The sequence below is a fragment of the Glutamicibacter nicotianae genome, from assembly GCF_002797775.1.
GTDB classification, from domain to species: domain Bacteria; phylum Actinomycetota; class Actinomycetes; order Actinomycetales; family Micrococcaceae; genus Glutamicibacter; species Glutamicibacter nicotianae.
The window spans coordinates 1252854-1275117 of record NZ_PGEY01000001.1; the positions used below are offsets into that span (position 1 = coordinate 1252854).

21 protein-coding genes are annotated in these 22264 nt (G+C 60.9%); 9 read left to right on the plus strand and 12 right to left on the minus strand.

All coding sequences use genetic code 11. The annotated features are described in order from the left end of the window. Positions 1-22: 22 nt before the first annotated feature. Positions 23-2038 (minus strand): threonine--tRNA ligase, encoded by a 2016-nt coding sequence (gene thrS / locus ATK23_RS05725; protein WP_066138512.1) that lies wholly within the window; start codon positions 2036-2038, stop codon positions 23-25. A gap of 120 nt (positions 2039-2158) precedes the next feature. Then, a complete protein-coding gene (locus ATK23_RS05730) occupies positions 2159-2794 on the minus strand; it encodes a winged helix-turn-helix domain-containing protein (RefSeq protein ID WP_066138513.1) in 636 nt (211 codons plus the stop codon). Positions 2795-2873: 79 nt separating this feature from the next. Here ATK23_RS05730 and ATK23_RS05735 point away from each other — a divergent pair, with 79 nt between their 5' ends. Together ATK23_RS05735 and ATK23_RS05740 are read left to right on the plus strand one after the other, a co-directional pair. Continuing rightward, positions 2874-4451 (plus strand): MFS transporter, encoded by a 1578-nt coding sequence (locus tag ATK23_RS05735; protein WP_066138514.1) that lies wholly within the window; start codon positions 2874-2876, stop codon positions 4449-4451. A gap of 125 nt (positions 4452-4576) precedes the next feature. Beyond that, positions 4577-5017: a VOC family protein gene (locus ATK23_RS05740; protein WP_066138515.1), complete on the plus strand. Its 441-nt coding sequence runs from the start codon at positions 4577-4579 to the stop codon at positions 5015-5017. A 5-nt stretch (positions 5018-5022) separates the two neighbouring features. Here ATK23_RS05740 and ATK23_RS05745 read toward each other — a convergent pair whose 3' ends face one another. From ATK23_RS05745 to ATK23_RS05755, 3 genes are all read right to left on the minus strand, one after another. Beyond that, a complete protein-coding gene (locus ATK23_RS05745; protein ID WP_066138516.1) occupies positions 5023-5631 on the minus strand; it encodes a nucleotidyltransferase family protein in 609 nt (202 codons plus the stop codon). An 83-nt stretch (positions 5632-5714) separates the two neighbouring features. Next, positions 5715-9170: a DNA polymerase III subunit alpha gene (locus ATK23_RS05750; RefSeq protein WP_066138517.1), complete on the minus strand. Its 3456-nt coding sequence runs from the start codon at positions 9168-9170 to the stop codon at positions 5715-5717. A gap of 36 nt (positions 9171-9206) precedes the next feature. Further along, positions 9207-9515, minus strand: coding sequence for a DUF6504 family protein (locus tag ATK23_RS05755; protein WP_245858489.1), 309 nt, complete (start codon positions 9513-9515; stop codon positions 9207-9209). Between the two features lie 588 nt (positions 9516-10103). On the opposite strand from ATK23_RS05755, the gene ATK23_RS05760 reads away from it, so the two are divergent. The 3 genes from ATK23_RS05760 to ATK23_RS05770 all read left to right on the plus strand — a co-directional run bounded on the left by ATK23_RS05760 (position 10104) and on the right by ATK23_RS05770 (position 12443). After that, a complete protein-coding gene (locus tag ATK23_RS05760) occupies positions 10104-11189 on the plus strand; it encodes an S-(hydroxymethyl)mycothiol dehydrogenase (protein ID WP_038991217.1) in 1086 nt (361 codons plus the stop codon). After that, a complete protein-coding gene (locus tag ATK23_RS05765) occupies positions 11189-11818 on the plus strand; it encodes an MBL fold metallo-hydrolase (protein ID WP_038991218.1) in 630 nt (209 codons plus the stop codon). Before ATK23_RS05760 ends, ATK23_RS05765 begins: the two co-directional genes overlap by 1 nt. Positions 11819-11918: 100 nt before the next feature. Then, the gene (locus tag ATK23_RS05770; RefSeq protein ID WP_066138519.1) at positions 11919-12443 is read left to right on the plus strand and encodes a hypothetical protein; all 525 of its coding nucleotides are present in this window, start codon (positions 11919-11921) and stop codon (positions 12441-12443) included. On the opposite strand, the gene ATK23_RS05775 is transcribed toward ATK23_RS05770, so the two are convergent. Then, complete coding sequence (locus tag ATK23_RS05775) at positions 12440-13168, minus strand: SOS response-associated peptidase (RefSeq protein WP_066138520.1); 729 nt, start codon at positions 13166-13168, stop codon at positions 12440-12442. The two genes, ATK23_RS05770 and ATK23_RS05775, sit on opposite strands and share 4 nt — an antisense overlap. 126 nt (positions 13169-13294) lie before the next feature. Between ATK23_RS05775 and ATK23_RS05780 the strand changes: the two genes are divergently transcribed. Further along, entirely contained in the window at positions 13295-13573 is a 279-nt protein-coding gene (locus ATK23_RS05780) for a mycoredoxin (protein ID WP_038991221.1), read from the plus strand. A gap of 62 nt (positions 13574-13635) precedes the next feature. Here the strand turns inward: ATK23_RS05780 and ATK23_RS05785 are convergent, their stop codons facing one another. After that, positions 13636-14373 carry a lipoate--protein ligase family protein gene (locus tag ATK23_RS05785; protein WP_066138521.1) on the minus strand — a complete coding sequence of 246 codons (738 nt, stop codon included), beginning with the start codon at positions 14371-14373 and terminating at the stop codon, positions 13636-13638. 95 nt (positions 14374-14468) lie between these two features. Between ATK23_RS05785 and ATK23_RS05790 the strand changes: the two genes are divergently transcribed. Then, positions 14469-15083, plus strand: coding sequence for a uridine kinase family protein (locus ATK23_RS05790; RefSeq protein WP_066139013.1), 615 nt, complete (start codon positions 14469-14471; stop codon positions 15081-15083). On the opposite strand, the gene ATK23_RS05795 is transcribed toward ATK23_RS05790, so the two are convergent. After that, positions 15080-15898 (minus strand): thioesterase family protein, encoded by an 819-nt coding sequence (locus ATK23_RS05795; protein WP_038991223.1) that lies wholly within the window; start codon positions 15896-15898, stop codon positions 15080-15082. The two genes, ATK23_RS05790 and ATK23_RS05795, sit on opposite strands and share 4 nt — an antisense overlap. A gap of 72 nt (positions 15899-15970) precedes the next feature. Then, a complete protein-coding gene (locus ATK23_RS05800) occupies positions 15971-16546 on the minus strand; it encodes a helix-turn-helix domain-containing protein (protein WP_066138522.1) in 576 nt (191 codons plus the stop codon). Positions 16547-16621: 75 nt separating this feature from the next. Here ATK23_RS05800 and ATK23_RS05805 point away from each other — a divergent pair, with 75 nt between their 5' ends. After that, positions 16622-17557 (plus strand): NAD(P)/FAD-dependent oxidoreductase, encoded by a 936-nt coding sequence (locus ATK23_RS05805; protein WP_066138523.1) that lies wholly within the window; start codon positions 16622-16624, stop codon positions 17555-17557. 678 nt (positions 17558-18235) lie between these two features. Then, positions 18236-18439 carry a cold-shock protein gene (locus tag ATK23_RS05810; protein WP_013349123.1) on the plus strand — a complete coding sequence of 68 codons (204 nt, stop codon included), beginning with the start codon at positions 18236-18238 and terminating at the stop codon, positions 18437-18439. 68 nt (positions 18440-18507) lie between these two features. Here the strand turns inward: ATK23_RS05810 and ATK23_RS05815 are convergent, their stop codons facing one another. The 3 genes from ATK23_RS05815 to nrdF form a co-directional block, all read right to left on the minus strand. Next, positions 18508-19722 (minus strand): FAD-dependent oxidoreductase, encoded by a 1215-nt coding sequence (locus ATK23_RS05815; RefSeq protein ID WP_066138524.1) that lies wholly within the window; start codon positions 19720-19722, stop codon positions 18508-18510. Between the two features lie 51 nt (positions 19723-19773). Further along, positions 19774-21045: an MFS transporter gene (locus ATK23_RS05820; RefSeq protein ID WP_066138525.1), complete on the minus strand. Its 1272-nt coding sequence runs from the start codon at positions 21043-21045 to the stop codon at positions 19774-19776. 132 nt (positions 21046-21177) lie between these two features. Next, a complete protein-coding gene (nrdF, locus tag ATK23_RS05825; protein WP_038991231.1) occupies positions 21178-22152 on the minus strand; it encodes a class 1b ribonucleoside-diphosphate reductase subunit beta in 975 nt (324 codons plus the stop codon). Positions 22153-22264: the final 112 nt, after the last annotated feature.

A 22264-nucleotide genomic window follows, 5' to 3' on the forward strand; every position in this document is an offset into this window, starting at 1 on the left:
CTCAATGGACTCCCTGTCCGAACTAGTTGTTGTTGTCGCGGCTCTTGATGGCTTCAACGATGCGGGCTACCGCGTCATCGACAGGCACCTGGTTGTCCTGGCTGCCGTCGCGGAAGCGGAAGGACACGGCGTTCGCATCAGCATCTTCGCCGCCGGCGATGAGCACGAATGGAATCTTGTCCTTGGACGCGTTGCGGATCTTCTTCGGGAAGCGGTCCGACGAGTCATCCAGTTCCACGCGGACGCCCTGGGCCTTGAGCTTGGCGACAACCTCTTCGAGGTAGCCGTTGAAGGCCTCGGCCACCGGGATCGCGCGCACCTGCACCGGCGAGAGCCATGCCGGGAAGGCGCCGGCGTAGTGCTCGGTGAGCACGCCAAGGAAACGCTCGATGGAGCCGAACTTCGCGGCGTGGATCATCACCGGTTCCTGGCGGGTTCCGTCGGCTGCCTGGTACTCCAGGCCGAAGCGTGCCGGCTGGTTGAAGTCGTACTGCACGGTGCCCATCTGCCAGGTGCGGCCGATGGCGTCCTTGGCCTGGACCGAGATCTTCGGCCCGTAGAATGCTGCACCACCTGGGTCGGCCACCAGCTCGACGCCGGATTCGGTGGCCACGCGCTCAAGCACCGCGGTGGCTTCCGCCCACTGCTCGTCGGTGCCGATGAACTTGTCCGACTCCGGATCGCGGGTGGACAGCTCCAGGTAGAAGTCGTCCATGCCGAAGTCCTTGAGCAGCGAGAGCATGAAGTTCAGCAGGTGCTCGACCTCGGCTGGGGCCTGCTCCTTGGTGACGTAGGAGTGCGAGTCATCTTGTGCGAAACCGCGCACACGGGTCAGGCCGTGCACCACGCCGGACTTCTCGTAGCGGTAGACGTGGCCGAACTCGAACAGGCGCAGCGGCAGTTCGCGGTAGCTGCGTCCGCGGCCGCGGAAGATCAGGTTGTGCATCGGGCAGTTCATCGCCTTCAGCCGGTATTCCTGGCCCTGCCTGGTGATGTTGCCGTCCTCGTCGCGCTCCTCGTCGATGTGCAGTGCCGGGAACATGGTGTCCGCGTAGTACGGCAGGTGGCCCGAGGTGTGGAACAGCCCGTCCTTGGAGATGTGCGGGGTGCCCACGTACTGGAAGCCCTCCTCGACGTGGCGGTCGCGCACGTAGTCTTCCATCTCGCGCTTGATGATGCCGCCCTTGGGGTGGAACACCGGCAGGCCCGAGCCCAGCTCGTCCGGGAAGGAGAACAAGTCCAGCTCGGCGCCGAGCTTGCGGTGGTCGCGGCGCTCGGCCTCGGCCAGTCGCTCCTGGTAGGCCTTCAGGTCTTCCTTGGTTGGCCAGGCGGTGCCGTAGATGCGCTGCAGCTGCTTGTTCTTCTCGCTGCCCAGCCAGTAGGCGGCGGCCGAGCGGGTCAGTGCGAACGCGTTCTTGATCAGCTTGGTGTTCGGCAGGTGCGGGCCGCGGCACAGGTCCTTCCAGACGGTGTCGCCGGACTTGCGGTCGACGTTGTCGTAGATGGTGGTCTCGCCGGCGGCGACCTCGACGGTCACGCCTTCGCCGGAGGTGTCTGCGGAGTCGGCCTTGGCCAGCAGCTCGCACTTGTAGGGCTCGTTGGCCATTTCGGCCTTGGCTTCCGCCGGGGATACTTCGCGGCGGACGAAGAGCTGGTTCTGGTTGATGATCTTCTGCATCATCTTTTCCAGCTGCTTGAGGTCTTCCGGGGTGAACGGTTCTTCGACATCGAAGTCGAAGTAGAAACCATCGGTGATGTACGGGCCGATGCCCAGCTTGGAATCCGGGCGCAGCTGCTGCACGGCCTGGGCCATCACGTGGGCGGTCGAGTGGCGCAGCACCTCCAATCCTTCTGGATCGTTGATGGTTACGCGGGTGACAGTGGTTCCGGCTTCCAGTTCGCGGGCCAGGTCGCGCAGTACGCCATCGACGTGCATGACAACCACGTCCTTGTCATTGGCGAAATGCTGCAGACCGGTCGTTCCCGCGTCCACCTGTACCTGCTCGCCGTCAATGGTGAGAGTCAGCTGCTCGCTCATGAGATCGGGTTCTACCTTTCAATCTGTGATGGCTTCATAGCTTGTGGCATACCTTGGCCACAGCCAGCCAGAATCCAGTTTAGTTCAGCATTGCCTCGCGCAACCGGTTCACTTCGGGTTTTATGCCGATTGTTCGCCTGAGTGTGACCCGTTCAACAGCTCGTCGGCTGATAGCAGCCCGGAGTAGTGCCATAGCTTGCGCTGAGAGGCAGGTTGCGAACTGGCGATCTTCCCGCTCTGCTGGTCCTTGCGGAAGGCGGGGATCACCGCATCCAAACGGCGTTGCAGCTCCTGGCGTTCATCTTCGGTGAGCATCAGGTTGCTGGTGCTCAGCTGCGCCAGGTCCGGCCTGGAACCGCTGGCGCCGTACCAGCGCTGGGCGTGGGCCAAGGCGGCTTCCAAACGCCGCTGCTCGTCGTGCATGACCTGCCCGAGGTAGGCGTTCATGGCGGTGGCAGAACCATCCCCGGTGCGGTCCGCGGGCTGGCCCGTGGTGTAGCCGGTAGCCGCCGGACGCCAGACGCGGTCGCGCTTGTCGCGCGCCAGCTCGGGAGCCTCCTCGATCATCTCGGCCTTGGCCAGCTCGCGCAGGTGGAAGCTGACCTTGTTCGGAGCCAGACCCAGCAGTTCGCCGATATCCGAGGCACGCCCGGTGCCCATCGCGGCCAATGCATCGAAGATCTGCCTACGCAACGGGTTGGCCATGGCCTTGAGCATTGGCGTGGTGAACGTGACATTCGACTGTGCTTGGGTCATGGGATCAGCATAGCAATTGCCCAAATTAAGTTGCGCAAATTCTATTGCGCAAGTTTATTTGCGAGTCTATGGTTGATGCATGACCACGGACCAGACTCCCCTGATTCAGCCGCAGGCGACCGCTGCCGGCGCACATCTGCTGCCGGCATTGCATTACCAGCGCAGCTACCGCATCTGGTGGGTCGCCGACACCACGGCCTTGCTGGCTGGCGGCATCTACTCTTTCGTGCTGCCGCTGATCCTGCTGGGACTGGCCGGTTCGACGGTGCAGGCCGGTACGCTGGCCGCCCTGGGACTGGCCGCGCGGGCCAGCTTGACGCTGCTTGGCGGCTCCGTGGCTGACCGTTCCGACAGGGCACGCATGATGCTCACCGGAGGGATTTGCGGTGCGACGCTCAGCTTGGCGTTGGCGGTGGCCAGCATGAGCGGTTCGCTGAGCGTCACAGCGCTCTGTGTGGCCCACGTGCTCATGGAACTGCGTTCAGGCTATTTCGGTGCCGTCACGAATGCCGTACTCAAGGACGTGGTCCATCCCAAGCAGTTGGGACGAGCCATGGCGGCAAATCAGGGACGCGATTCGGTGCTCATGCTGGGCGCGGCTCCGCTGGGCGGGCTCTTGCTCGGATTCGGAGCAGGGTTTGCCCTGTTGGCTGTCAGTTTCCTGCAGCTGCTCGCCGCCGCTTCGGGGTTCGCGCTGCGCGGACCATTGCGCGCAGCCGAAGCCATGTCAAAGCCCATGGAGCACTCCCCGGCCGGCAGCCGTCCGGTCTCGCCCGGCATCGCGGCGGGCATGCGATGGTGCTTCGCCAGGCCGCAGCTGCGCAGCCTGCTCATCCTGATCACCGTCGTCAATATCGGAACCAACGGACTGAACACGACGTTGATCTATGGGTTGCAGCAACGCAGCGAAACCCCATGGGTAATCGGCCTGGTATCCACATTCATGGGCCTGGGCATGTTCGCCGGTTCGCTGTTCGCCGGACGCTTGATCGAGAAATTCCGGACGGGCGTGCTGGCCTGCAGCTGCTTGAGCGTTCTGGGCGGAGCGATGCTGCTAATGGGCTTCAACACGAATCTGCTCTGGCTGGGTGCCATGCTGCTGGTGGCCTACCTGAGCGTTCCTGCGTTGAACGCGTCGGTCGGAGGCTACTTCATGGCAGTAGTCCCGCGGGAAATGGCAGGACGAGCCAATTCCCTGATCTTGTTCATGGCCCTGTCGGCTCTGCCGCTGGCGCCGTTCCTCACCGGGCTCGGCCTGCAATGGCTGGGCATGGGACCGACATTGCTGTTCTTCGGCTCACTGGTGATTGTTGCAGCTATCGCCGCCTGGTGCTCACGGCACGTGCGCGGCATCCCGCACCCGGATCAGTGGTCCAGCGAACCGGCGAGCGCAAATTCTCAGATCGAAGTGGAGGCGAAGGAATCTGCAGGTTTGGTTTCTGCAGAAGACGAGCCGACGCAGGTTCAAGGAGAACCGAGCATGAAAAACTATCCAGCATCAAGCTCATCCGTTTCGTCCCGGCGGCTTGGCTTGCGCCGCACTCCCAGCAGCGTACAGCGCAACCATCACCTGCCGAGCCGCGTCGACCTGGAACTCCGCGCCCAGCGTGAGCGCGACCTGTCATCACCGCGCAATGAGCAGTGGATCCATCTGTAGCCAGTGTCGGCTTGCGGCCCGGGCGGTTCGGCAATTGCCAGCATACAGAGCCTTACGGCTTGAGAATCATTCTCCGACTGCTCCCAGGCCTATCATTCGAGATCAGGGCACCCTAGGCTGGTTACATGAACAAGTCGGCCCCGCCGACCATCAGCGCGATCACCCTCGGCGTGCGTGATGTCGGCGCTTCAACCAGGTTCTATACCGAGGGACTGGGTTTCGAGCTGGTGCAGCCAGCCCACCCGGAGATTGCCTTTGTACGTGCCGGGCATTCTTTGATGCTGGCCTTGTGGGATATTGCGCAGATGCCCAGCGAGTATGGCGATATCGGGCACGGCGAGAAGGCTCCCCCTGTTTCCCTTGGACATAACGTGCACACCGATGAGGAAGTCGAACGGTTCTACCGGCGAGCGCTTGATGCTGGAGCAACGTCGGTCACCGAACCGACGGTTCAGCCTTGGGGCGGCAAGAGTGCCTGCGTGGCCGACCCGGACGGGTTCCGCTGGGATTTCGTGCACAATCCGTCCTTCGTGATCGACGCGGACGGGCACGTGTCTTCGGTGTGAGGTTTTCAGCCTTCGGTGATGTTCGTCGATGCTTTCGACTCGGGCCAGGGGTCAGCGCTCAGCGAGGGCCACTGGGATAACCACCTTTTGATCTTGGCTTCGTAGACTTCCCGCGGGGCAAGCACTGGGTTCGGAACGATCTTCCGGGCGAATAGATCTGCAAATCCATGCGGGGCGTAGATGGCTATTTGCCCGTGCGCATCACGGGTGACCGCAAAGCAGCAGGTCTTCGCCGCAAAATGATCGATGGCATCCGTGGAGCTGGTGAAGGGAATGGCTGGCACCCCGAAGTGCTCTTCGTACCACATGTGGACGCGTGCTTCATTGCGGACTTCGATTTCTGCGTCGATGCCTTTGAAGAGTTCCTTGGCCCGGCGTATGACTGCGTCTTCTGCCTCATAGGACGTGTCTTCATCGAAGTAGAAGAGGTCGTAGTCGCGAATTCCGTTTTGCGGCTCCTTGCCCTCAAGCACGTTCCATACCGTTTGGAATAGTGCGCCTGCAGTGAGCCACCAGTCCGAAACACGTAGCTGCGGGGCGAGGTGGAGGATTTGCTGGTTGACGGGGTTTGCCTGAACGCACTTGAGAAAGAATTGTTCATCCTGTGCCTTCACGTTCCTTTGCCCCTCGCGTCAAGTACTTGTTCCTTTGGAGCCAATGTACATGCTGGGCAAAACCCTGTCAGCGAACCAGCGCATCATGCCCCTCTCTGGTCCAGCCCTTCGGCTTCCATCCGCTTGGCCAGCTCGCCGACGCTTTCGATGCTGCGAGCACCTTCGCCGAGCTTTGGCCGGTAACTGATTTGCGGGCGGCCCTGCTCTTCAAGGTACCCCGCAGCGGGCAAGGTTTCGGACTGATGCAAGTCCCAGGCGTTCAGCGCCTGCAGCGAGATGCCACGTGGTCCGGTGCGCCGGGTGACGCCATGGATGAGCAGCATGCGGGTAGAGAAAAGCAACGGCCCGGTGCGTTGCTGGGTGTCGTCGAAGAAGGTCGCATCGATGCAGCCTGTCCCGTCGTCCACGGAAATGAAGACCACGCGCTTGCCTCCGCGCATGGGCGGGGTCTGGGTGGCCACGCGCACTCCGGCGACGAGGACCTCGGTTCCGTTGCGCAACTGCAGCAGCTCGGCCGCTTGGGTAATAGGCAGGTGCGCCAGGCGTTGCCGGTAGGAAGAGATCAGGTGCTCGCTGGCATCCAGGTGCATCAGGTCCAGTTCGGTACGCACCACTTCGGCAGGTTCCAGCTCGGTTCCGGTGGCCTTGATGTGTTCGATTTTCCCAAGGTCAAGCGCCAGCTGTCCGGGGCCGGGCCGGTATTTGGCCGGAAGGGAGCTGTGGGCCATGGATTGCGTGTGGGCGATGGTGTCGGCACGCGAGGTCCCGGCGAGCAGGGAGTCGAAGACGCCGAGGGCCGCAAGGTTCTGGTAGGTGCGGCGCGAGAGCCCCGCGCGGGCGCGGACATCTGCAAGGTGCTCATAGGGTTGGCCGGCGACCAGGCGTTCGACTTCGCGTTCGCTCATCTGGTGGATGTCGCGGAAGGCCAGGCGGACCCCGTAGCGTCCAGGGCGCAGCGAGCTGGGCGCGCGTGGCACCACCGGGAGCTTCGCTGGAGCGGATTCGAACACCCGTTCGACCCGGTAGTGCCCGGTGGAGCGGTTGATGTCCAGCGGCAGGATGGGGATGCCCATGCGCCGGGCTTCGGAGACCAGCAGCCGCTTGGGGTACATGCCCGGGTCATGTTCCCAGATGCCGGCAAGGAAGGCTTCGGGGTGGTGGGCCTTGAGCCAGGCCGAGTGGTAGGTGGGCACGGCGAAGGCCGCCCCGTGGGCTTTGCAGAAGCCGAAGGACCCGAAGCCGGAGAGGACTTCCCAGACCTTGTCGATCGTCTCCTGGCTGTAGCCGCGCTTGGTTGCTTCGGTGCGCACATAGCGTTCTACGGCTGGTTCCTTGTCCGGATTCCCCAGCAGCCGGCGGTAGACATCGGCCATGCCCAGCCCGCAACCGGTCATCACATCCAGGATGCGCAGCACCTGTTCATGGAAGACGGTGACCCCATGGGTTTCGGCGAGCGCTGGAATCAGGTCCGGGTGCAGGTATTGGGCCGGGGCGAAGCCGTGGCGGTGCTCCAGGTAGGGCTTGACCATATTCGATTGCATGGGGCCAGGGCGGAACAGCGAGATGTCGATGATCAGGTCGTTGAATTCGCGCGGGGCGAGCTTGCCGATCAGCTCGCGCTGGCCCGGGGATTCGATCTGGAAGCAGCCCAGGGTATGGGTTGAGCGGATCAATTCGAATGTGGGTTCGTCATCCAGCGGTACCCGGGACAGGTCGATCGCTCCGGCAGCGGAGATATAGCTGTCATCCACATGTCCTCCGGCGCGCGCGACCGACTGCTTGTCCGGGTGCATGCGGGCGATCTCTTCCAGGGTGTAGGCGATGGCTGATTGCATGCGCACCCCGAGCACGTCGAGCTTGATCAACCCCATCAGGTCCATGTCGTGCTTGTCGAACTGGCTCATCTGCAGCCCGATGCCCGACGGCTGGACCGGGGTGCGGTCCAGCAGGCTCGCGTCGGAGAGGATCACTCCGCAGGGGTGCATGGAGATATGGCGCGGCAGCCGGTCCAGGCGTTCGGTGGCGTCGATGAGGATATCGAGCTGGGTGTCATCGGTAATGCGTTCGGCCAATGCCGCCAGTTCCGGCTTCTCGGTGAGCGCTTCGCGGAAAGAGGACGCGGAGAAGCGCCAGAGCTGCTTGGCGATCTCGTCTACCTGCTCCTGCTCCACCCCGAGGGCGGCTCCTGCATCGCGGACCGCGCCGCGGGCACGGTAGGCGTTCTGCATGCTCATCAGGCTCACGCGCTCTTCGCCGAAGTTGGCGAAGATCTTGCGGTAGATCTCGTGGCGGCGTGCGGATTCCACATCGATGTCGATGTCCGGCAAGGTGGTGCGGGTATCGGAGAGGAAGCGTTCGAACACCAGGTCGTGGGTTAGCGGGTTCACCTGGCTGATGCCCAGCAGGTAGTTCACCAGCGAGGAGGCACCGGAGCCGCGGGCCGCAACGCGGATTCCCATGCCGGTGATCAGCTTGACGGTTTCGGCGACGGTCAGGAAATACCCGGCGAAGTCCAGCCGGTCGATCACCCCGAGTTCCCGGGCCAGGCACTCTTCAACCAGGTTCGGGTCCGCATCGCCCAAGAGCCCTGGCACCGCACCGTAGACGCGGCTGGTGAGCTCTTGCATGGCCGGGCGATCCAAGCCGAGGACCTTGGCCTCGGGGATGACCGGTTTCTTCCATCCGAGATCGGCCACCGGGTCGGCCGCAGCCCATTCGGCAAGCGCTTCGGTTTCCCGCAGCAGCTGGTGCGCCCAGCTTCTTTCGGTGGCATAACCGATTTCCTTGGCCAGCTGGCGCATCTCTTGCGGGGTTTTCAGCCACCCTTGGCCGTTGGGCTGGCAGTAGTCCAGGTTCTTCAGGCTGTGCAGGGCGCGCGCCGAGTCCAGGATGTCTGCGGTGACCGCGCCGTCGGGATCCACGTAGCGTACAGCGTTGCTGAGGACTGCCTTGATCTCCCGCTCGTGGGCGTAGCGCAGCAAGCGGCCTGCTTCGCCGAGGCTGTAGCGCGATCCGGGACTGGAAAGGTGCGTGGTGATCTCCACGCGCAGCATCTTTCCCAGCCGCTTCTTCCAGCTGGCAAGCAGCGCCCGGGCGTGGGCATAGTTTCCCTTGAGGATTGCGCGGGCCACATCCGATTCCCCGCCGAGCAGGATCATCAGATTTCCGTCGGCGCCCAGATGCGCCAACTGCCCGGCTTCCAGGCCCGGAACACCATGCGAAGTGCCATGCGCGAGGGTAATGGCCCGGCACAGCGCCGCATACCCGGCGCCATTGCAGCGCCCACGGGCCAGCAGGACAATCCGCCCTTGGGCTTCCCCGTGGCTATCAAGCACCGCAAGGTTCACCCCGAGAATCGGATGCAGGCCTTCTGCCATGCAGGCTGCCACATGCTTGACCGTCCCGTACAGCCCGTCCCGGTCAGTCAACGCAAGCATCTGCGCCCCCTGCGCCTTGGCCGCCTGGGCCAGCTGCTTTGGGTGCGAGACGCCGTAATGGGCGCTGTATGAAGAACTGACGTTCAGATGGGTGAAGCTCATGGAGGTCCTTCGAAAATATGTTCCCCTGCCGGGACATCAGGCGCTGCGGGCCAGCGAGTCATGCACGCGCACCAGGCGCCACCGCTCAGTTTGCGCATCAAAACTCACATCGACGCTGTGCACTTGGCTGGATCCGCGCACGGCGACCAGCTGCAGGCGCCACATCTCATAGTCGGCAATCCCCGCACCGGCTCCGCGGGGAATCCGCAGGTTCTCATCCCACCATTTGCGGCGCTCGAACCAGCGCTGCGGTTCAGCCACCAAGCGGTAGTCCTGCCCCTGCCAGCTCACGCGCAACGGCATCCCATTCGCTGCGCGAGCCACCTCGATCGACTCGGTGAACATCCCCACGTGCGCACTCCTTACCTAGTAGAACCATTCTATTCGAACACGTGTTCGAATGACAGTTACACTAGTCAGCGCGACCGACAGTTTGGGTTAGCCGAGCGCAGCGGCTCGCAGCGCCGACGAGCTGGCTGAATAGGCCCTGCGAAAGGCCGCGATAAACGCAAAGGGCGAGGAACATCCGACATCGCAGGCAAGCAGCGCATCATGGGCCAAGGCCAGGCGCAATTTGGCGAGGTAGCCCGATGGGAACGGTGCCCCGCTCACCCTCGGAGCCAACGTTCCACTCAATCGGCGGCTGGAGCAGCAGGTCGCTGGCTTGGGAGCGCTATGCACCACAGTGGATCAAGGCCAATTCGGCGCGGGCACTGGTTTCCGCCCTCGGTGCCGTCCTCCTGCTCAGCGGAGCCTGAGCCCGAGGCGCAGCCCTTGCACCGTCACATACGTTCCGGGAAACCCGTGGTGCACCTGGGCAAATTGGCTCTGGGCGAAACAGCCTCCGTCATTGTGTCACGAATGTTCCATAAGCGCCGGGGACACCGATAGCATCGAGACAGCAACAGTCAATCGTTCCAGGAGCTAAATCCCATGCCTCATAAGGTAAAAGCCGTTGTTTCCCGCGCCAAGGATGCGCCGGTAGAGGTCGTCGACATCATCGTTCCGGACCCGGGTCCCGGAGAAGTAGTCGTCGACGTGCTCACCACCGGTGTCTGCCATACCGACCTGCACTACAAGCTCGGCGGCATCGGCGACGAGTACCCCTACCTGCTGGGCCACGAATCGACCGCAGTCGTCAGCCAGATCGGCGAGAACGTCACTAACGTGAAGGTCGGCGACCGCGTGATCCTGAACTGGCGCGCAGTCTGCGGCCAGTGCCGCGCTTGTGCCAAGGGCGAGCCGAAGTACTGCTTCAACACGTTCAATGCCACCCAGAAGATGACCCTCGAGGACGGCACCGAGCTGTCGGCTGCCCTGGGTATCGGCTCCTTCGCCGAGAAGACCCTGGTCCACTCCGGCCAGTGCACCATCGTGGATGAAGAAGCGGATCCGGCCGCCGTGGGCCTGCTGGGCTGCGGCATCATGGCCGGCATCGGCGCGGCGATCAACACCGGCGAAATCAAGCGCGGCGAGTCGGTTGCCGTGATCGGTTGCGGCGGCGTCGGCGCCGCCGCCATCGCCGGCGCGCAGCTGGCCGGCGCGACCACCATCATCGCGGTGGACGTCAACCCTGACAAGCTGGAAACCGCGAAGACCTTCGGCGCCACCCACACCGTGGATTCCGCCAAGGTCGACGCCGTGGAAGCCATCCAGGAACTGACCGGCGGCTTCGGCGCCGATGTGGTGATCGATGCTGTAGGCCGTCCGGAAACCTACAAGCAGGCCTTCTACGCCCGCGATCTTGCAGGCCGCGTGGTGCTGGTGGGCGTCCCGACCCCGGAGATGAAGCTCGAGCTGCCGCTGCTGGACGTCTTCGGCCGAGGCGGCTCGCTGAAGAGCTCGTGGTACGGCGACTGCCTGCCAAGCCACGACTTCCCGATGCTTGTCGAGCAGTACAAGCTCGGCCGGCTGGATCTGGACTCCTTCGTCACGGAACGCATCAAGATCGATGAAATCGAAGAGGCGTTCAAGAAGATGCATGAAGGCACCGTGCTGCGTTCGGTGGTGGAGCTCTAATGGCTGCCCGCATCGAGAACGTCGTCACCTCCGGCACTTTCTCGCTGGATGGCGGCACCTGGGATGTCGATAACAACGTCTGGATCATCGGCGATGATTCCGAGGTCATGGTGATCGACCCGGCACACGATGTTGCCAAGATCCGCGAAGCCGTGGGCGAGCGCGAAGTCATGGCCGTGCTGCTGACCCACGGGCACGACGACCACATCCGCGCTGCCGGCGAATTCGCCGACGCCGTTGATGCACCGTTGTTCTTGAACCCGGAAGACCGCATGCTCTGGGAAGCTGTCTACCCGGAGCGCGACGTGGACGCGGAAATCAGCGAAGGCGATTCATTCACCATCGCCGGCACCTCGCTGACCGCGCTGCACACCCCGGGGCACTCGCCAGGTTCAACCTGCTTCTATGCGGAAGACCTCGGCGTGCTGTTCAGCGGCGACACCCTGTTCAACGGCGGACCGGGTGCTACCGGGCGCAGCTACTCCAGCTTCGAGACGATCATTGAATCGATCCGCACCAAGCTGCTGGTGCTGCCAGCCGAAACGGTGGTCAATACCGGTCACGGCGATGCCACTTCCATCGGTGCCGAAGCGCCGAACCTGGATGAATGGATCAAGCGCGGGCACTGACCCGCGACAGCGATTCCACCAAATGGCGGCAGCAGCCGGCCTGCGGGCCGGCTGCTGCCGCCATCCTTGCTTCCCGCACCATCGATGGAATAATGAATCCATGCCTGAAACGCATTTGCGGATCCAGAGAACGGCAGGCTATGGCGGCCTTGCCGCCCTGCTCTGCGGCCTCGTTTTGATCTGGCACGACGGCCGCCAACCGGTGGCCGCTGCCGCAGATAGTTTCCATTCGGCCGCAGGAACGATCTCGCAGTCGCCGAGCCCTGTGCTTCTTGCCGGAGGAGCGCTGCTGTTCTTCGGCGTCGTCACTCTCTGCTTGGCAGCAGGGATCTTCCTGATGCGCCGCATTCTGGCGGTGCGCCCTCTCAGAGTCGTGCCCTGGATCCTGGCCGCGCTCGCCTTGGCCTTGTTCCTGGCAGGGACCGGGTTGAAGATCTGGGATACGCTGCAACCGGTGCCTTTGGACTGGTTCGCCTATGAGCCGCTGACGCACGCACAGCTGTCCTCGCTGGCCACGTCCCCGGCGGGCGTTGCCGCGCGGCGGCTGATGGGACTGGGGCTGGCAGTATTCGCCATGGCCAACGGCGCCTGGATGGTGCAGCACGCCGCCCGGCACCAGCGCTAGAACAGCGAGTTGCTGTGCGCCTCGATCAGCTCCGGAGAGTTGTTGCGCACATTGCCGACAGCGGTGTCGACCTCATGCATGGTCCATTCTGAGGCCACATCGAACGCTTCTGCACGAATCTGCTCGATCAGCCCTTCGCCATCTTCCTCGGCAGGGTTCATCCAACGGCCCATCATCTCCTTGCCCAGCGGAATGGGCAAGCGGTCGTGCAGGCCGGCAAGTTCGCCGAGCACCCCTGGTTCTTCAGCCGAAGGCGAGTCCATGGTCATGATCGAGGTGGAAAGAATCCAGGATCCGTCCTCGTCCTTCCACCATTCATAGAGGCCAGCGAAGAAGATCAGCTTTCCATCCTCGCGGTGCACGTAGAAGGGGCGTTTCTTGCTGCCCTCCTTCTTCCACTCGTAGTAGCCTTCCACCGGGACGACGGCTCGGCGCTTCTTCACTGCTGAGCGGAAGGTCGGCTTGGTGCTGGCCGTCTCGCTGCGCGCGTTGAAGGCACGCACCCCGACCGAAAGCTCCTTCGCCCAGCCTGGCACCAGCCCCCACCGGCCGACATGGACCTGGCGGTGCAGATCATCGCCGATCAGCCGCTCGAGCACAATCGGCACATCGGTGGTTGGCGCAACGTTCCATGACTGGCGCAATTCCAGGTTGTCGTCAGCTTCGGCCTCGGCCTCCGCCACCAGATCGCCGATAGCTTTGGCCATCACATATCGTCCGCACATCGCTTGCCCCCTAGTCCGGCCTCAAGGAAAATCTGCTCCCCAGTCTAGCGAGCAGCGTCCGAGAATTCAGCGAACTTTTTCCGGCCAGCCGGGAACAAAGGCAACATGCGTGCCGTTACACCAACTATGAGCAATGAATTGAACCTTGACCAGTACGTTCCCGCTGCCGGCGGAGTCACCATGTTCACCACCAGCTGGTGCGGCTACTGCCGCAACCTCAAGCGCCTGATGGACCAGAAGGGTGTCGCCTACACCGAGGTGAATATCGAAGAAGTTGAAGGCACCGCGGAGATCGTCGAGTCGTTCAACAACGGCAACCAGACCGTCCCAACTCTGATTTTCCCGGATGGAACCGCAGCCACCAACCCGCGCATCGACGAGGTTGTTGAGCGCGTCGGCGCATAGTTCCACTCGCAAGACCAGGCATCGGCACCCCCTAGCAGGTGCCGATGCTTTTTTAAGCTGCGCTATGCACCGTGCAGCGTTGCGTGCTCGCGGTATTCCTCGAGCAACGCGGAAACAAATGCTTCAGTGGTGAGACCGGCGAGCAAATCGTTCGCTGCGCCTACCGTTGTCGGATCCATCGGAACACCCATTGCCTGGTAGACCCCATCAAGGACCTGGCGCAAGGACGAAGAATCCTCGACAACAAAGACTGAAGAGAACAGCCATGCGCCGGAAACCACACGCTGAGCCGTTCCTACCAGCTTCACTGGATAGTTGCGCGGCGAGTTCCCGTCAGGGAGACCATGTACCGAATGATCGCCGGGGCAGTACTCCCCCGGGATTGGCCCGACCTGCGCATTCACGCCAAGGCGCTGGAAGGCGTTGGCATAGACGCGGGCAAATACCTCGAAGCGGCTTTGCTGGCGCATCACTGCCTCAGCTTCGGGTTCAATGTGGTCAACGATTAATGTGCCCCGGTGATATGCCGCGGCTCGGCCACCGGCTTTGCGCACCAATGGCGCAAAGCCGAGCTGCTGCGCCACCTCCCGCGCCTCCTCATACCCGTCCAGACGCACATCACGCTGGCCAAAGGCCAGAGTCGGGTCTGGACGATAGAGCCGTAGCAAAGAACCCCTCTCGCCCGACTGGACATCGCGCAGCAACTGCACTCCGCGTTCTAGGTCAGCTGCCGGGTCTCCGCTTGGAACTTCGATTTCCACGGATAACGGCGCATCTGACTGGGCATTCCACAAACTCATGGAACTGAGTCTAATTCAGCAAATCGCTTCAGGTGGAGTAGATGTCACAGCAGCTGGTTGCCGAAGGCCGGCATTTCTGGGCCATAATAAAAGGCGTGCCAAATTCTTCAACCCCTGTCATCCTGATTGCCGGGCCGTCCGGATCCGGCAAGTCCTATCTCGCGTCGAAATTCGGCCAACCTCATCTGCCGCTGGACGAGTTCTACCGCCAGATCAGTGAAGACGGGAATCCTGTTGAGTTCCCCCGCACCGGCTACGGCGAAATCGACTGGGACGATTCGGCTACCTGGAATCAAGAAGCCGCGCTGCAGGCAATCGATGATTTGCTCCAGCGCGGTACCACCATGGTCCCCAACTACTCAATCGCAACCTCGAGCTACAACGGGCATCGCGAAATCACGTGCGCCGGAGGACCGATCGTCGCCGAAGGCATCTTCCTCTACGAAATCCTTGAGCCGCTGCGTGCCAAGGGCATCAATGTCCAGGCGTACTATGTCGACGAACCGGCCTTGGTCACCGCTCTTCGGAGATTCGTTCGCGACGTGGCACAGCGCCGGAAGCCGATCTTATTCCTGGTCAAGCGCGGCTATGCACTTTTCCAGGCCCACAGCGCAGACCGGGAAAAGTACCGCCAGCGGCAGTTCACGCTGAAGTCCAAGCCAGAGCTCAAGAAGCTGCTGGCCAAGCTTTCAGCCGGCGCATCGAACTAGCGCGAACGGACCGTCAGGATCTGCTCGGCCCGGCCGAAAGGGCCAGTTTCATCGTGCAAAACCGTTGAGGTCAGTCCGATGCCGTCGGTGCCGAAGCTCTGCTGGACATCCAGCCCCAGCCACTCGCCTACCGGCATGCGGTACATGTGGATCTGGAGATCCACGTTCGGGTAGATCCAGGTCCCTTCACCCGGATCCACACGTGGCACCACGCCGTTTGCCGTGTCGATCATTCCCACCAGGCTGGATAACGCAGTAGCGTCTCCCGTGTCGACCAGCGCATAAGGAGTACGCAGCCATGCGAAGCCCCGACCTGGGCGCAGTTCATCATTGGCACGCATCTCGATGGATTTGATGTAGCCACCAGGCCATTTCTCGCTGATGTCCCGGACCGAGCAGGCATCTGGACCCGGGATTTCCTTGTCTTCGATCCCTGCTACAGCACTGGTGTCGCTCTGGATGACTCGCCACGCGCGCGCAACGATGCTGGTGCGGCCCTTGGCAGTCATCTCGGCCTCAATCAATTCGATCGTCCGGCCGGGACGGACCATTCGCGTTGAGATCTCGAATTCCCCGGCATGGATCAGACCGTGGATTTCGTAGCTGATCCGTGCGATGCGCATGTCTGCGCGTGGCTGGAAATTTTCCAAGGCATAAGCCAAGATTCCCGAGGCGGGAGCCATATGCTGCTCATGCGGATTCCACGCACCCTGGGAATGCCATGACGAGCGATAGCGCCCATCGCCAAGAGCTTCAAAATAGAAATCGCCATCAGCTAGGGTCTGTTCTAGCTCTTCGTTGAGCTGGTGCGTCATCGTTGCCCTCCTGGCATCGCGGTGTTCAATACTCTGCCCTCAGGCTATCCAAGAGTAATTGAATTCACTAAACTAGCCGGCTGTGTCGTGCTCATGGGCTCGCTGGCCGGCATGATCCATGATTCCGAGCACCTCGGCAACACCATTGACCGCCCACATCGCATGAGGAGTCATGGTGTCGAACTGGGCGGATTGACCTGCCTTCACATGGTAGGTTCGATCCCCCAGCTTCAGCTGGATCTCGCCGAGGAGCACTGTGAACCATTCCTTGCCCGGATGGATGCGCAGCTCGGTGGGAGCGGGCGCCTGCGAAGGATCGAAGCGCATTTTCGAAACATTGACACCGTTCACCGCGTCATCGGTGGACAGCTTCCACATGGTGACCCCCGGCATCGAAATCGGCTGCGGGCGGATAATGATCTCGGCCTCAGAGGTTGACGCGAGCTCGTCCAAACTGGTGTTCAGCGCCTTGGCTATGGGTATCAGCTGGTCAAGGGCAATACGACGGCTTCCTGTTTCGATCCTGCTGAGCGTGGAAACGCTGAGGGATGCCTTGCTCGCCAATGATTCCAATGACCATCCGAGATTCTGCCGAAGCGTCCTGATGCGTTGCCGGATAATCTGATCCACATCGATTTCTTGCGTCATGCGCAAAACGGTACACCCTTTCGCGCAATTCGTCGATACCGTGGACAGTACACCGAACGCAGCAAGGAGAGGGACATGGAACATTACGAAGCAATCGTCATCGGCGGCGGCAGTGCGGGACTCGCGGCCGCCATCGCGCTAGGCCGTTCGCGGCGCACTGTGCTGGTTATCGATGAAGGAAAGCCGCGAAACGCTGCAGCGCAGCATGCGCATAACATCCTGGGAAACGAAGGCATCAATCCCCTTGACTTCTTGTCCCGCGGACGGCAGGAGGCCATGAACTACGGAGTGCAAATTATCGAAGGCGCAGTCGACCAGCTCGGCGGTTCGATGGAGACCGGTTTCAGCGTCACGATGTCCGGCCAAGCATTCAGCGCAGACCGCATCGTGCTGGCGACGGGTCTGGTCGATGACTTGCCTCCGATTCCAGGCCTGGCCCGCGCATGGGGCGATACCGCGGTCCACTGCGCTTACTGCCATGGCTGGGAAGTCCGCGACCAAGAAATCCTGGTTCTCGGTATCGGGCCCATGAGCACCCATCAAGCGATGATGTTCAGCCAGCTAAGCCCTAGCATCACCTTCATCAACCACACCCCGGCCGCATTGAACGACGAGAATCGCGCAACACTTGCCGCCTTGGAAATACCGGTCATCGAGCAAGCAGTGCAAGCGATCGATTTCGATGCTCAGGGAAATCTGGATTCAGTGACCCTTGCAGACGGCCGAAAGGTCAACGCGCAGGCACTGGTAGTGGCAGGCCAGATGAACGCGCAAGCCTCGCTTTACCTGTCGCTCGGCGGGCAGCTTGCCGAAAATCCGCTTGGCACCTTCATCCAAGTCAATGAAATGGGCGCTACCGCTCTGCCCGGAGTATACGCCGCGGGAAACGCCAGTAACCTGGGAGCGATGGTCATGGCCGCGGCAGCATCTGGAACGGTCGCAGGAGCTGCCATCAATGCTGATCTGCTGGGCAGTCGGTTAGCTAAGGCCCCAGCGCCAGCGAAACCGTAGCTGCTGCCCCTGCCCCCTGGCGCACTAATTTCCAGGGGGCCATGCTGCGGCCACCCGATGGGCGCGAGAATAATGCTCATCAATTCTGCAGAGAATTACATCTTGCTAACGTACTAGTCAATCGACAAGTCGTGAACTCCGATGGCGTGATTTTCCTCGGCAGATTACCCACGTATCACACGTCACGCCCCACCGGCCGGCGATCAATGGTAGGCTTTATTCGTTACCTCAACGGTTGCAGGTGTGAGTCCCCGCCAGCAATTGTTAGCAGTAGGATTTGTAGCACAGCCAACAAATCGTCTGTGCTTTGCAAATCGGTTCATCGATCCTCAGATCGAATGAACTCCTATCGAAACGAATTCTTCATCTTCTCTTCTTCACTGCAGATAAAACATCTCGACGTCTCCGTGCGTCACTTTTCTGTGGCTTCCTTGTTCTACTCCGTTAGCGTGGGGTCATTACCCGTTAGCAGCCTGGAAACCGATGATGTTCTAAGCACGTGCAGCGACCCCCGTTTTTGGCCGATACCGGCAAAATCAGTATTCGATGCTCTGTATCGACGGCAGGCGAATCGTTCTCGGCAGCTCTGCGCGAGGTAACCCCTAAATTTTCCGATTCGAAACTTCGGATCGGCAACCAGGCCACATCGTGGCCATCAATAAATAAGGAAATAACACTATGGCCACTGGCACCGTAAAATGGTTCAACGCTGAAAAGGGCTTCGGCTTCATCGCTCCTTCGGATGGATCGGCTGACGTCTTCGCACACTACAGCGCAATCCAGAGCTTCGGTTTCCGTAGCCTCGAAGAGGGCCAGACCGTTGAGTACACCCTGGAAGCTGGTCCAAAGGGCCCACAGGCTACCAACATCCAGGCTCGCTAAGAGACTTTCTTCAAAGGTGCAGTTCCCCGCAAGGATGGAACTGCACCTTTGCTGCTTTTAACCTTTTTCTACCGGCAGGCTTCGACCGGAGGGCGTTCGCGAAGAACACCTACACCAAGCAGACGAGCTGGCAATGTCGTGAGCTTCGGGAACAAGCGAAAAGCGGAAGCTATCGGCAACGGCACCCGGAATTCGCCGCTGGCCTGCATGACGCGGGTTAGCCCACGATGCATAACTCGTTGAACCATCTGTGTAGCAACTGTCGGGACGGTTCGGCGGCGCTGTACAGCTGCCACATCATGATCAGAAATCGTCCCTTCCCGAAGAGGCCGCGCCAAGATCCGTGCCGCTGCTACAGCATCCTGTACGGCCAAGTTGATGCCGATTCCCCCAACTGGACTCATGGCATGGGCAGAATCCCCAATGCACAGCAGACCCCTCCGCCACCACTGTTTCGCGCGATTTAGCTTGACGTCCAGAAGCTTCGCATCATCAAGGGCCAAACTTTGTACGCCGTCTGCCAACTCGGGAGCGGCCTGGATGATTGACTTCCTCCATGACTGGACACCTTCTGCGCGTAGACGGGCATCGTGCCCCTTCGGCAAAAGCATGGCTGCCTGCACGTATCCCTCGCGCGGAATCAGGACAAAAGAGCGATCCTTGGCAAATGCTGGAGTCAGTTCGTTCTTTCGATCCACTGTGCTTGGAATCTTGAACCACCACACATCAATCGGTACGGAGAATTCCCTCATCGGCAGTGCGGCTGCTTCTCTGACACGGGACCACCTGCCGTCTGCCGCAATAGTGAGCAATGCACGCATTTCACCGTCGCCGGCCGAGTCTTCATATTTGACGCCAATTATGCGGCCTCCTTCGGTGACAACGTCAGTTACCGAGGTACTCATCCTCAGCTCGAAATTCGGTTCGGCTTCACCTGCACGAGCCAACAAGTTGAGGAAATCCCACTGCGGCGCCATGGCGATGAACGGAAATGGATGCTTCAACCGCGACAGGTCGAGAACTGTAGCTGGCGAGCCGTCCCTGGCGGGGATGCTCGCTTGAGCAACCTTGCTGAAATTGATCTTTTCGAACTCGCTTATCAGCCCGATTTCATCAAGCAACTGCAGCGTTGAGGGGTGGATGGTGTCGCCACGAAAATCCCTGAGGAAATCTGCGTGCTTCTCCAGAACCGTTACTGGCACACCACTGCGGGCAAGCAGCAAACCGGCCACCATTCCGGCCGGCCCTCCCCCAACAATGACGCACCGTGTACCTTCTGCCATGAGCCCGTACCTTCCGTGTGAAGTAACCAGCTTCCAGCTTGGCACTATCCGCTAATCGTAGACAGCATCCGAGCTGTTTGCCTTCAAATTCACAACAATCATGAGCATCGCGAAGATCAACAGCACAACGGCCAGCCCTTGGAACCCGACGGCTCCCAGGACCGGGCCAGCGCTAAGCCCTCCAAGCACACCGGCAAGATTCATGCAGAGATCCGAGGTGCCCTGCAGTTGTGGACGTTCTGAAATACCAACCGCCCCGGAAATCATCGTTGCCCCGGCCACTGTGGCCGCAGACCAGCCGAGTCCCAGGCTCAGCAAAGCCAACGTTGTCACGGTGTGGCTCTCTGAATCGATCCACACGAGTATGCTTGCCGTGATCAGCAATGCTTGCCCTGCGAAGATGATCGTCCGCGCCCCTGCCTTGTCCGTGAGCCAGCCGAATACCGGCGACAACGCGTACATCCCGGCAATATGAATAGAAATCGTGATGCCGATGAGCGTCAGATTTGCCCCTTGATGCTGCATGTGGATTGGCGTCATTGACATCATGGACACCATATAGAGGTGGGTCAAAGCCACGGTGAGCACCGCACGTCGAGCTGCCGGAGTGTTTTTCAGGATGTTCCAGCCTCGGCGGCGAAGCTGAGCCTTTTGCGTGTGGACAGCAGCTCGTTGCTGTGCGATCTGCAAAGGGTCGGGACGCAAGCCCGCCCAGTAAACGAGCACGCCGATCAGTTGCGCGCACATGGCAATGAGAAAGCCTCCGGTAAACGGCGGGAGACTTATGAACTGAGCGAGTTCTTCGCCAGGCTCGAACAAGTTGGGGCCAATGACTGCGCCGATGGTTGTCGACCATACGACGACGGAGAGATCACGGCCGCGAGTGGATTTGCTGGACAAATCCGTGGCAGCGAATCGGGATTGGAGATTCATTGCCGAGCCGGTTCCTAGAACCAGCATGCCGAGCAGCAGCAGCGGCCAATATCTCAGGGATGCTGAGGCAACGATGATGGTGACACCGCTGGCCGCCAGCAAGGCACCTGTTGACAGCGAAACACGCCGGCCGAATTTCTGAGCAAGCATCGCCAACGGCAGTGCCATGACGGCGGCACCCAGCGTATTCATGGTTGCCGCCATGCCGGCCAGTTCATCGAGCCCGGAGACATTCACAATCAGCAGCGACCCCAAGGTCAGGGTTGCGCCACTGCCCAAGCCACCAAGAATCTGCCCCGCGGCGAGGACAGAAATGGATTTGCGTCGAATCCGCTGAATTTGCTGGTCGTCCAACGAACTTTGTTCATCCGAAGTGGATTCGATCTGCACATTGACTCCCGCGCATTGATAGCAACTCGTACTTTCCAAGTATCTAACAATTGTCGCTGTGCGTTGCGTTTAGCGCCGCTCATGACAACGGCCCCACCAGATTGGTGGGGCCAGTGTCGGAGAAGCCAGGTACTAGAAGTCCCAGTCCTCGTCTTCGGTATTTACTGCCTTGCCGATGACATAGGAGGAACCGGAACCGGAGAAGAAGTCATGGTTCTCATCAGCGTTCGGGCTCAACGCAGCCAAGATCGCTGGGGATACGTCGGTCACGGTGGATGGGAACATGGCCTCGTAGCCCAAGTTCATCAGAGCCTTGTTGGCGTTGTAGTGCAAGAACTTCTTGACGTCCTCGGACAGGCCTACCGGATCGTAGAGGTCATGGGTGTACTGGACTTCATTTTCGTACAGTTCGTACATCAGCTCGAAGGTGTAGTCCTTCAGCTCCTGCTTGCGTTCTTCGCTGGCACCTTCCAGACCCTTCTGGAACTTGTAGCCGATGTAGTAGCCGTGGACCGCTTCGTCACGGATGATCAAGCGGATCAAGTCAGCAGTGTTGGTCAGCTTCGCGTGCGAGGACCAGTGCATTGGCAGGTAGAAGCCCGAGTAGAACAGGAACGATTCGAGCAGGGTCGAAGCGATCTTGCGCTTGAGCGGATCTTCGCCGTGGTAGTAGCTCTCGATGATCTGGGCCTTCTTCTGCAAGTTCACGTTCTCGGTGGACCAGCGGAAGGCTTCATCGATTTCCTTGGTGGAGGCCAGGGTCGAGAAGATCGAGGAGTAGCTCTTGGCGTGCACCGATTCCATGAAGGCAATGTTGGTGTACACGGCTTCTTCGTGCGGGGTCAGTGCATCCGGGATCAGCGAGACGGCGCCTACGGTACCCTGCAAGGTGTCCAGTAGGGTCAGGCCGGTGAAGACACGCATGGTCAGCAGCTTTTCGTCTTCGGTCAGGGTGGCCCACGACTGGATGTCGTTGGACAGCGGCACCTTCTCCGGAAGCCAGAAGTTATTGACGAGTCGGTTCCAGACCTCCACGTCCTTATCGTCCTGGATACGGTTCCAGTTGATTGCTTCAACCTTGTTGGTGAGCTGAATCTTCTCGGTCATTGCCCCTCATCGAAAAGCTAAATCGTGTTAAGAACTTTGCCTACAACTCTACAGTTCTTTCGAACGGTGCCGGTGCAGCAAGGTCCAGAGTTCATATCGGATCGTTGACACG

Bases quoted from the DNA above. Each gene is read 5' to 3' on its own strand.
- ATK23_RS05795 (WP_038991223.1), bottom strand. From the start codon at position 15,898: ATGACGCACCAGCTCAACGAAGAGCTAGAACAGACCCTAGCTGATGGC.
- ATK23_RS05755 (WP_245858489.1), bottom strand. From the start codon at position 9,515: ATGTTCACCGAGTCGATCGAGGTGGCTCGCGCAGCGAATGGGATGCCG.
- ATK23_RS05735 (WP_066138514.1), top strand. From the start codon at position 2,874: ATGACCACGGACCAGACTCCCCTGATTCAGCCGCAGGCGACCGCTGCC.
- ATK23_RS05740 (WP_066138515.1), top strand. From the start codon at position 4,577: ATGAACAAGTCGGCCCCGCCGACCATCAGCGCGATCACCCTCGGCGTG.
- ATK23_RS05815 (WP_066138524.1), bottom strand. From the start codon at position 19,722: ATGGCAGAAGGTACACGGTGCGTCATTGTTGGGGGAGGGCCGGCCGGA.
- nrdF (WP_038991231.1), bottom strand. From the start codon at position 22,152: ATGACCGAGAAGATTCAGCTCACCAACAAGGTTGAAGCAATCAACTGG.
- thrS (WP_066138512.1), bottom strand. From the start codon at position 2,038: ATGAGCGAGCAGCTGACTCTCACCATTGACGGCGAGCAGGTACAGGTG.
- ATK23_RS05805 (WP_066138523.1), top strand. From the start codon at position 16,622: ATGGAACATTACGAAGCAATCGTCATCGGCGGCGGCAGTGCGGGACTC.
- ATK23_RS05730 (WP_066138513.1), bottom strand. From the start codon at position 2,794: ATGACCCAAGCACAGTCGAATGTCACGTTCACCACGCCAATGCTCAAG.
- ATK23_RS05800 (WP_066138522.1), bottom strand. From the start codon at position 16,546: ATGACGCAAGAAATCGATGTGGATCAGATTATCCGGCAACGCATCAGG.
- ATK23_RS05810 (WP_013349123.1), top strand. From the start codon at position 18,236: ATGGCCACTGGCACCGTAAAATGGTTCAACGCTGAAAAGGGCTTCGGC.
- ATK23_RS05765 (WP_038991218.1), top strand. From the start codon at position 11,189: ATGGCTGCCCGCATCGAGAACGTCGTCACCTCCGGCACTTTCTCGCTG.
- ATK23_RS05770 (WP_066138519.1), top strand. From the start codon at position 11,919: ATGCCTGAAACGCATTTGCGGATCCAGAGAACGGCAGGCTATGGCGGC.
- ATK23_RS05750 (WP_066138517.1), bottom strand. From the start codon at position 9,170: ATGAGCTTCACCCATCTGAACGTCAGTTCTTCATACAGCGCCCATTAC.
- ATK23_RS05785 (WP_066138521.1), bottom strand. From the start codon at position 14,373: ATGAGTTTGTGGAATGCCCAGTCAGATGCGCCGTTATCCGTGGAAATC.
- ATK23_RS05775 (WP_066138520.1), bottom strand. From the start codon at position 13,168: ATGTGCGGACGATATGTGATGGCCAAAGCTATCGGCGATCTGGTGGCG.
- ATK23_RS05760 (WP_038991217.1), top strand. From the start codon at position 10,104: ATGCCTCATAAGGTAAAAGCCGTTGTTTCCCGCGCCAAGGATGCGCCG.
- ATK23_RS05780 (WP_038991221.1), top strand. From the start codon at position 13,295: ATGAGCAATGAATTGAACCTTGACCAGTACGTTCCCGCTGCCGGCGGA.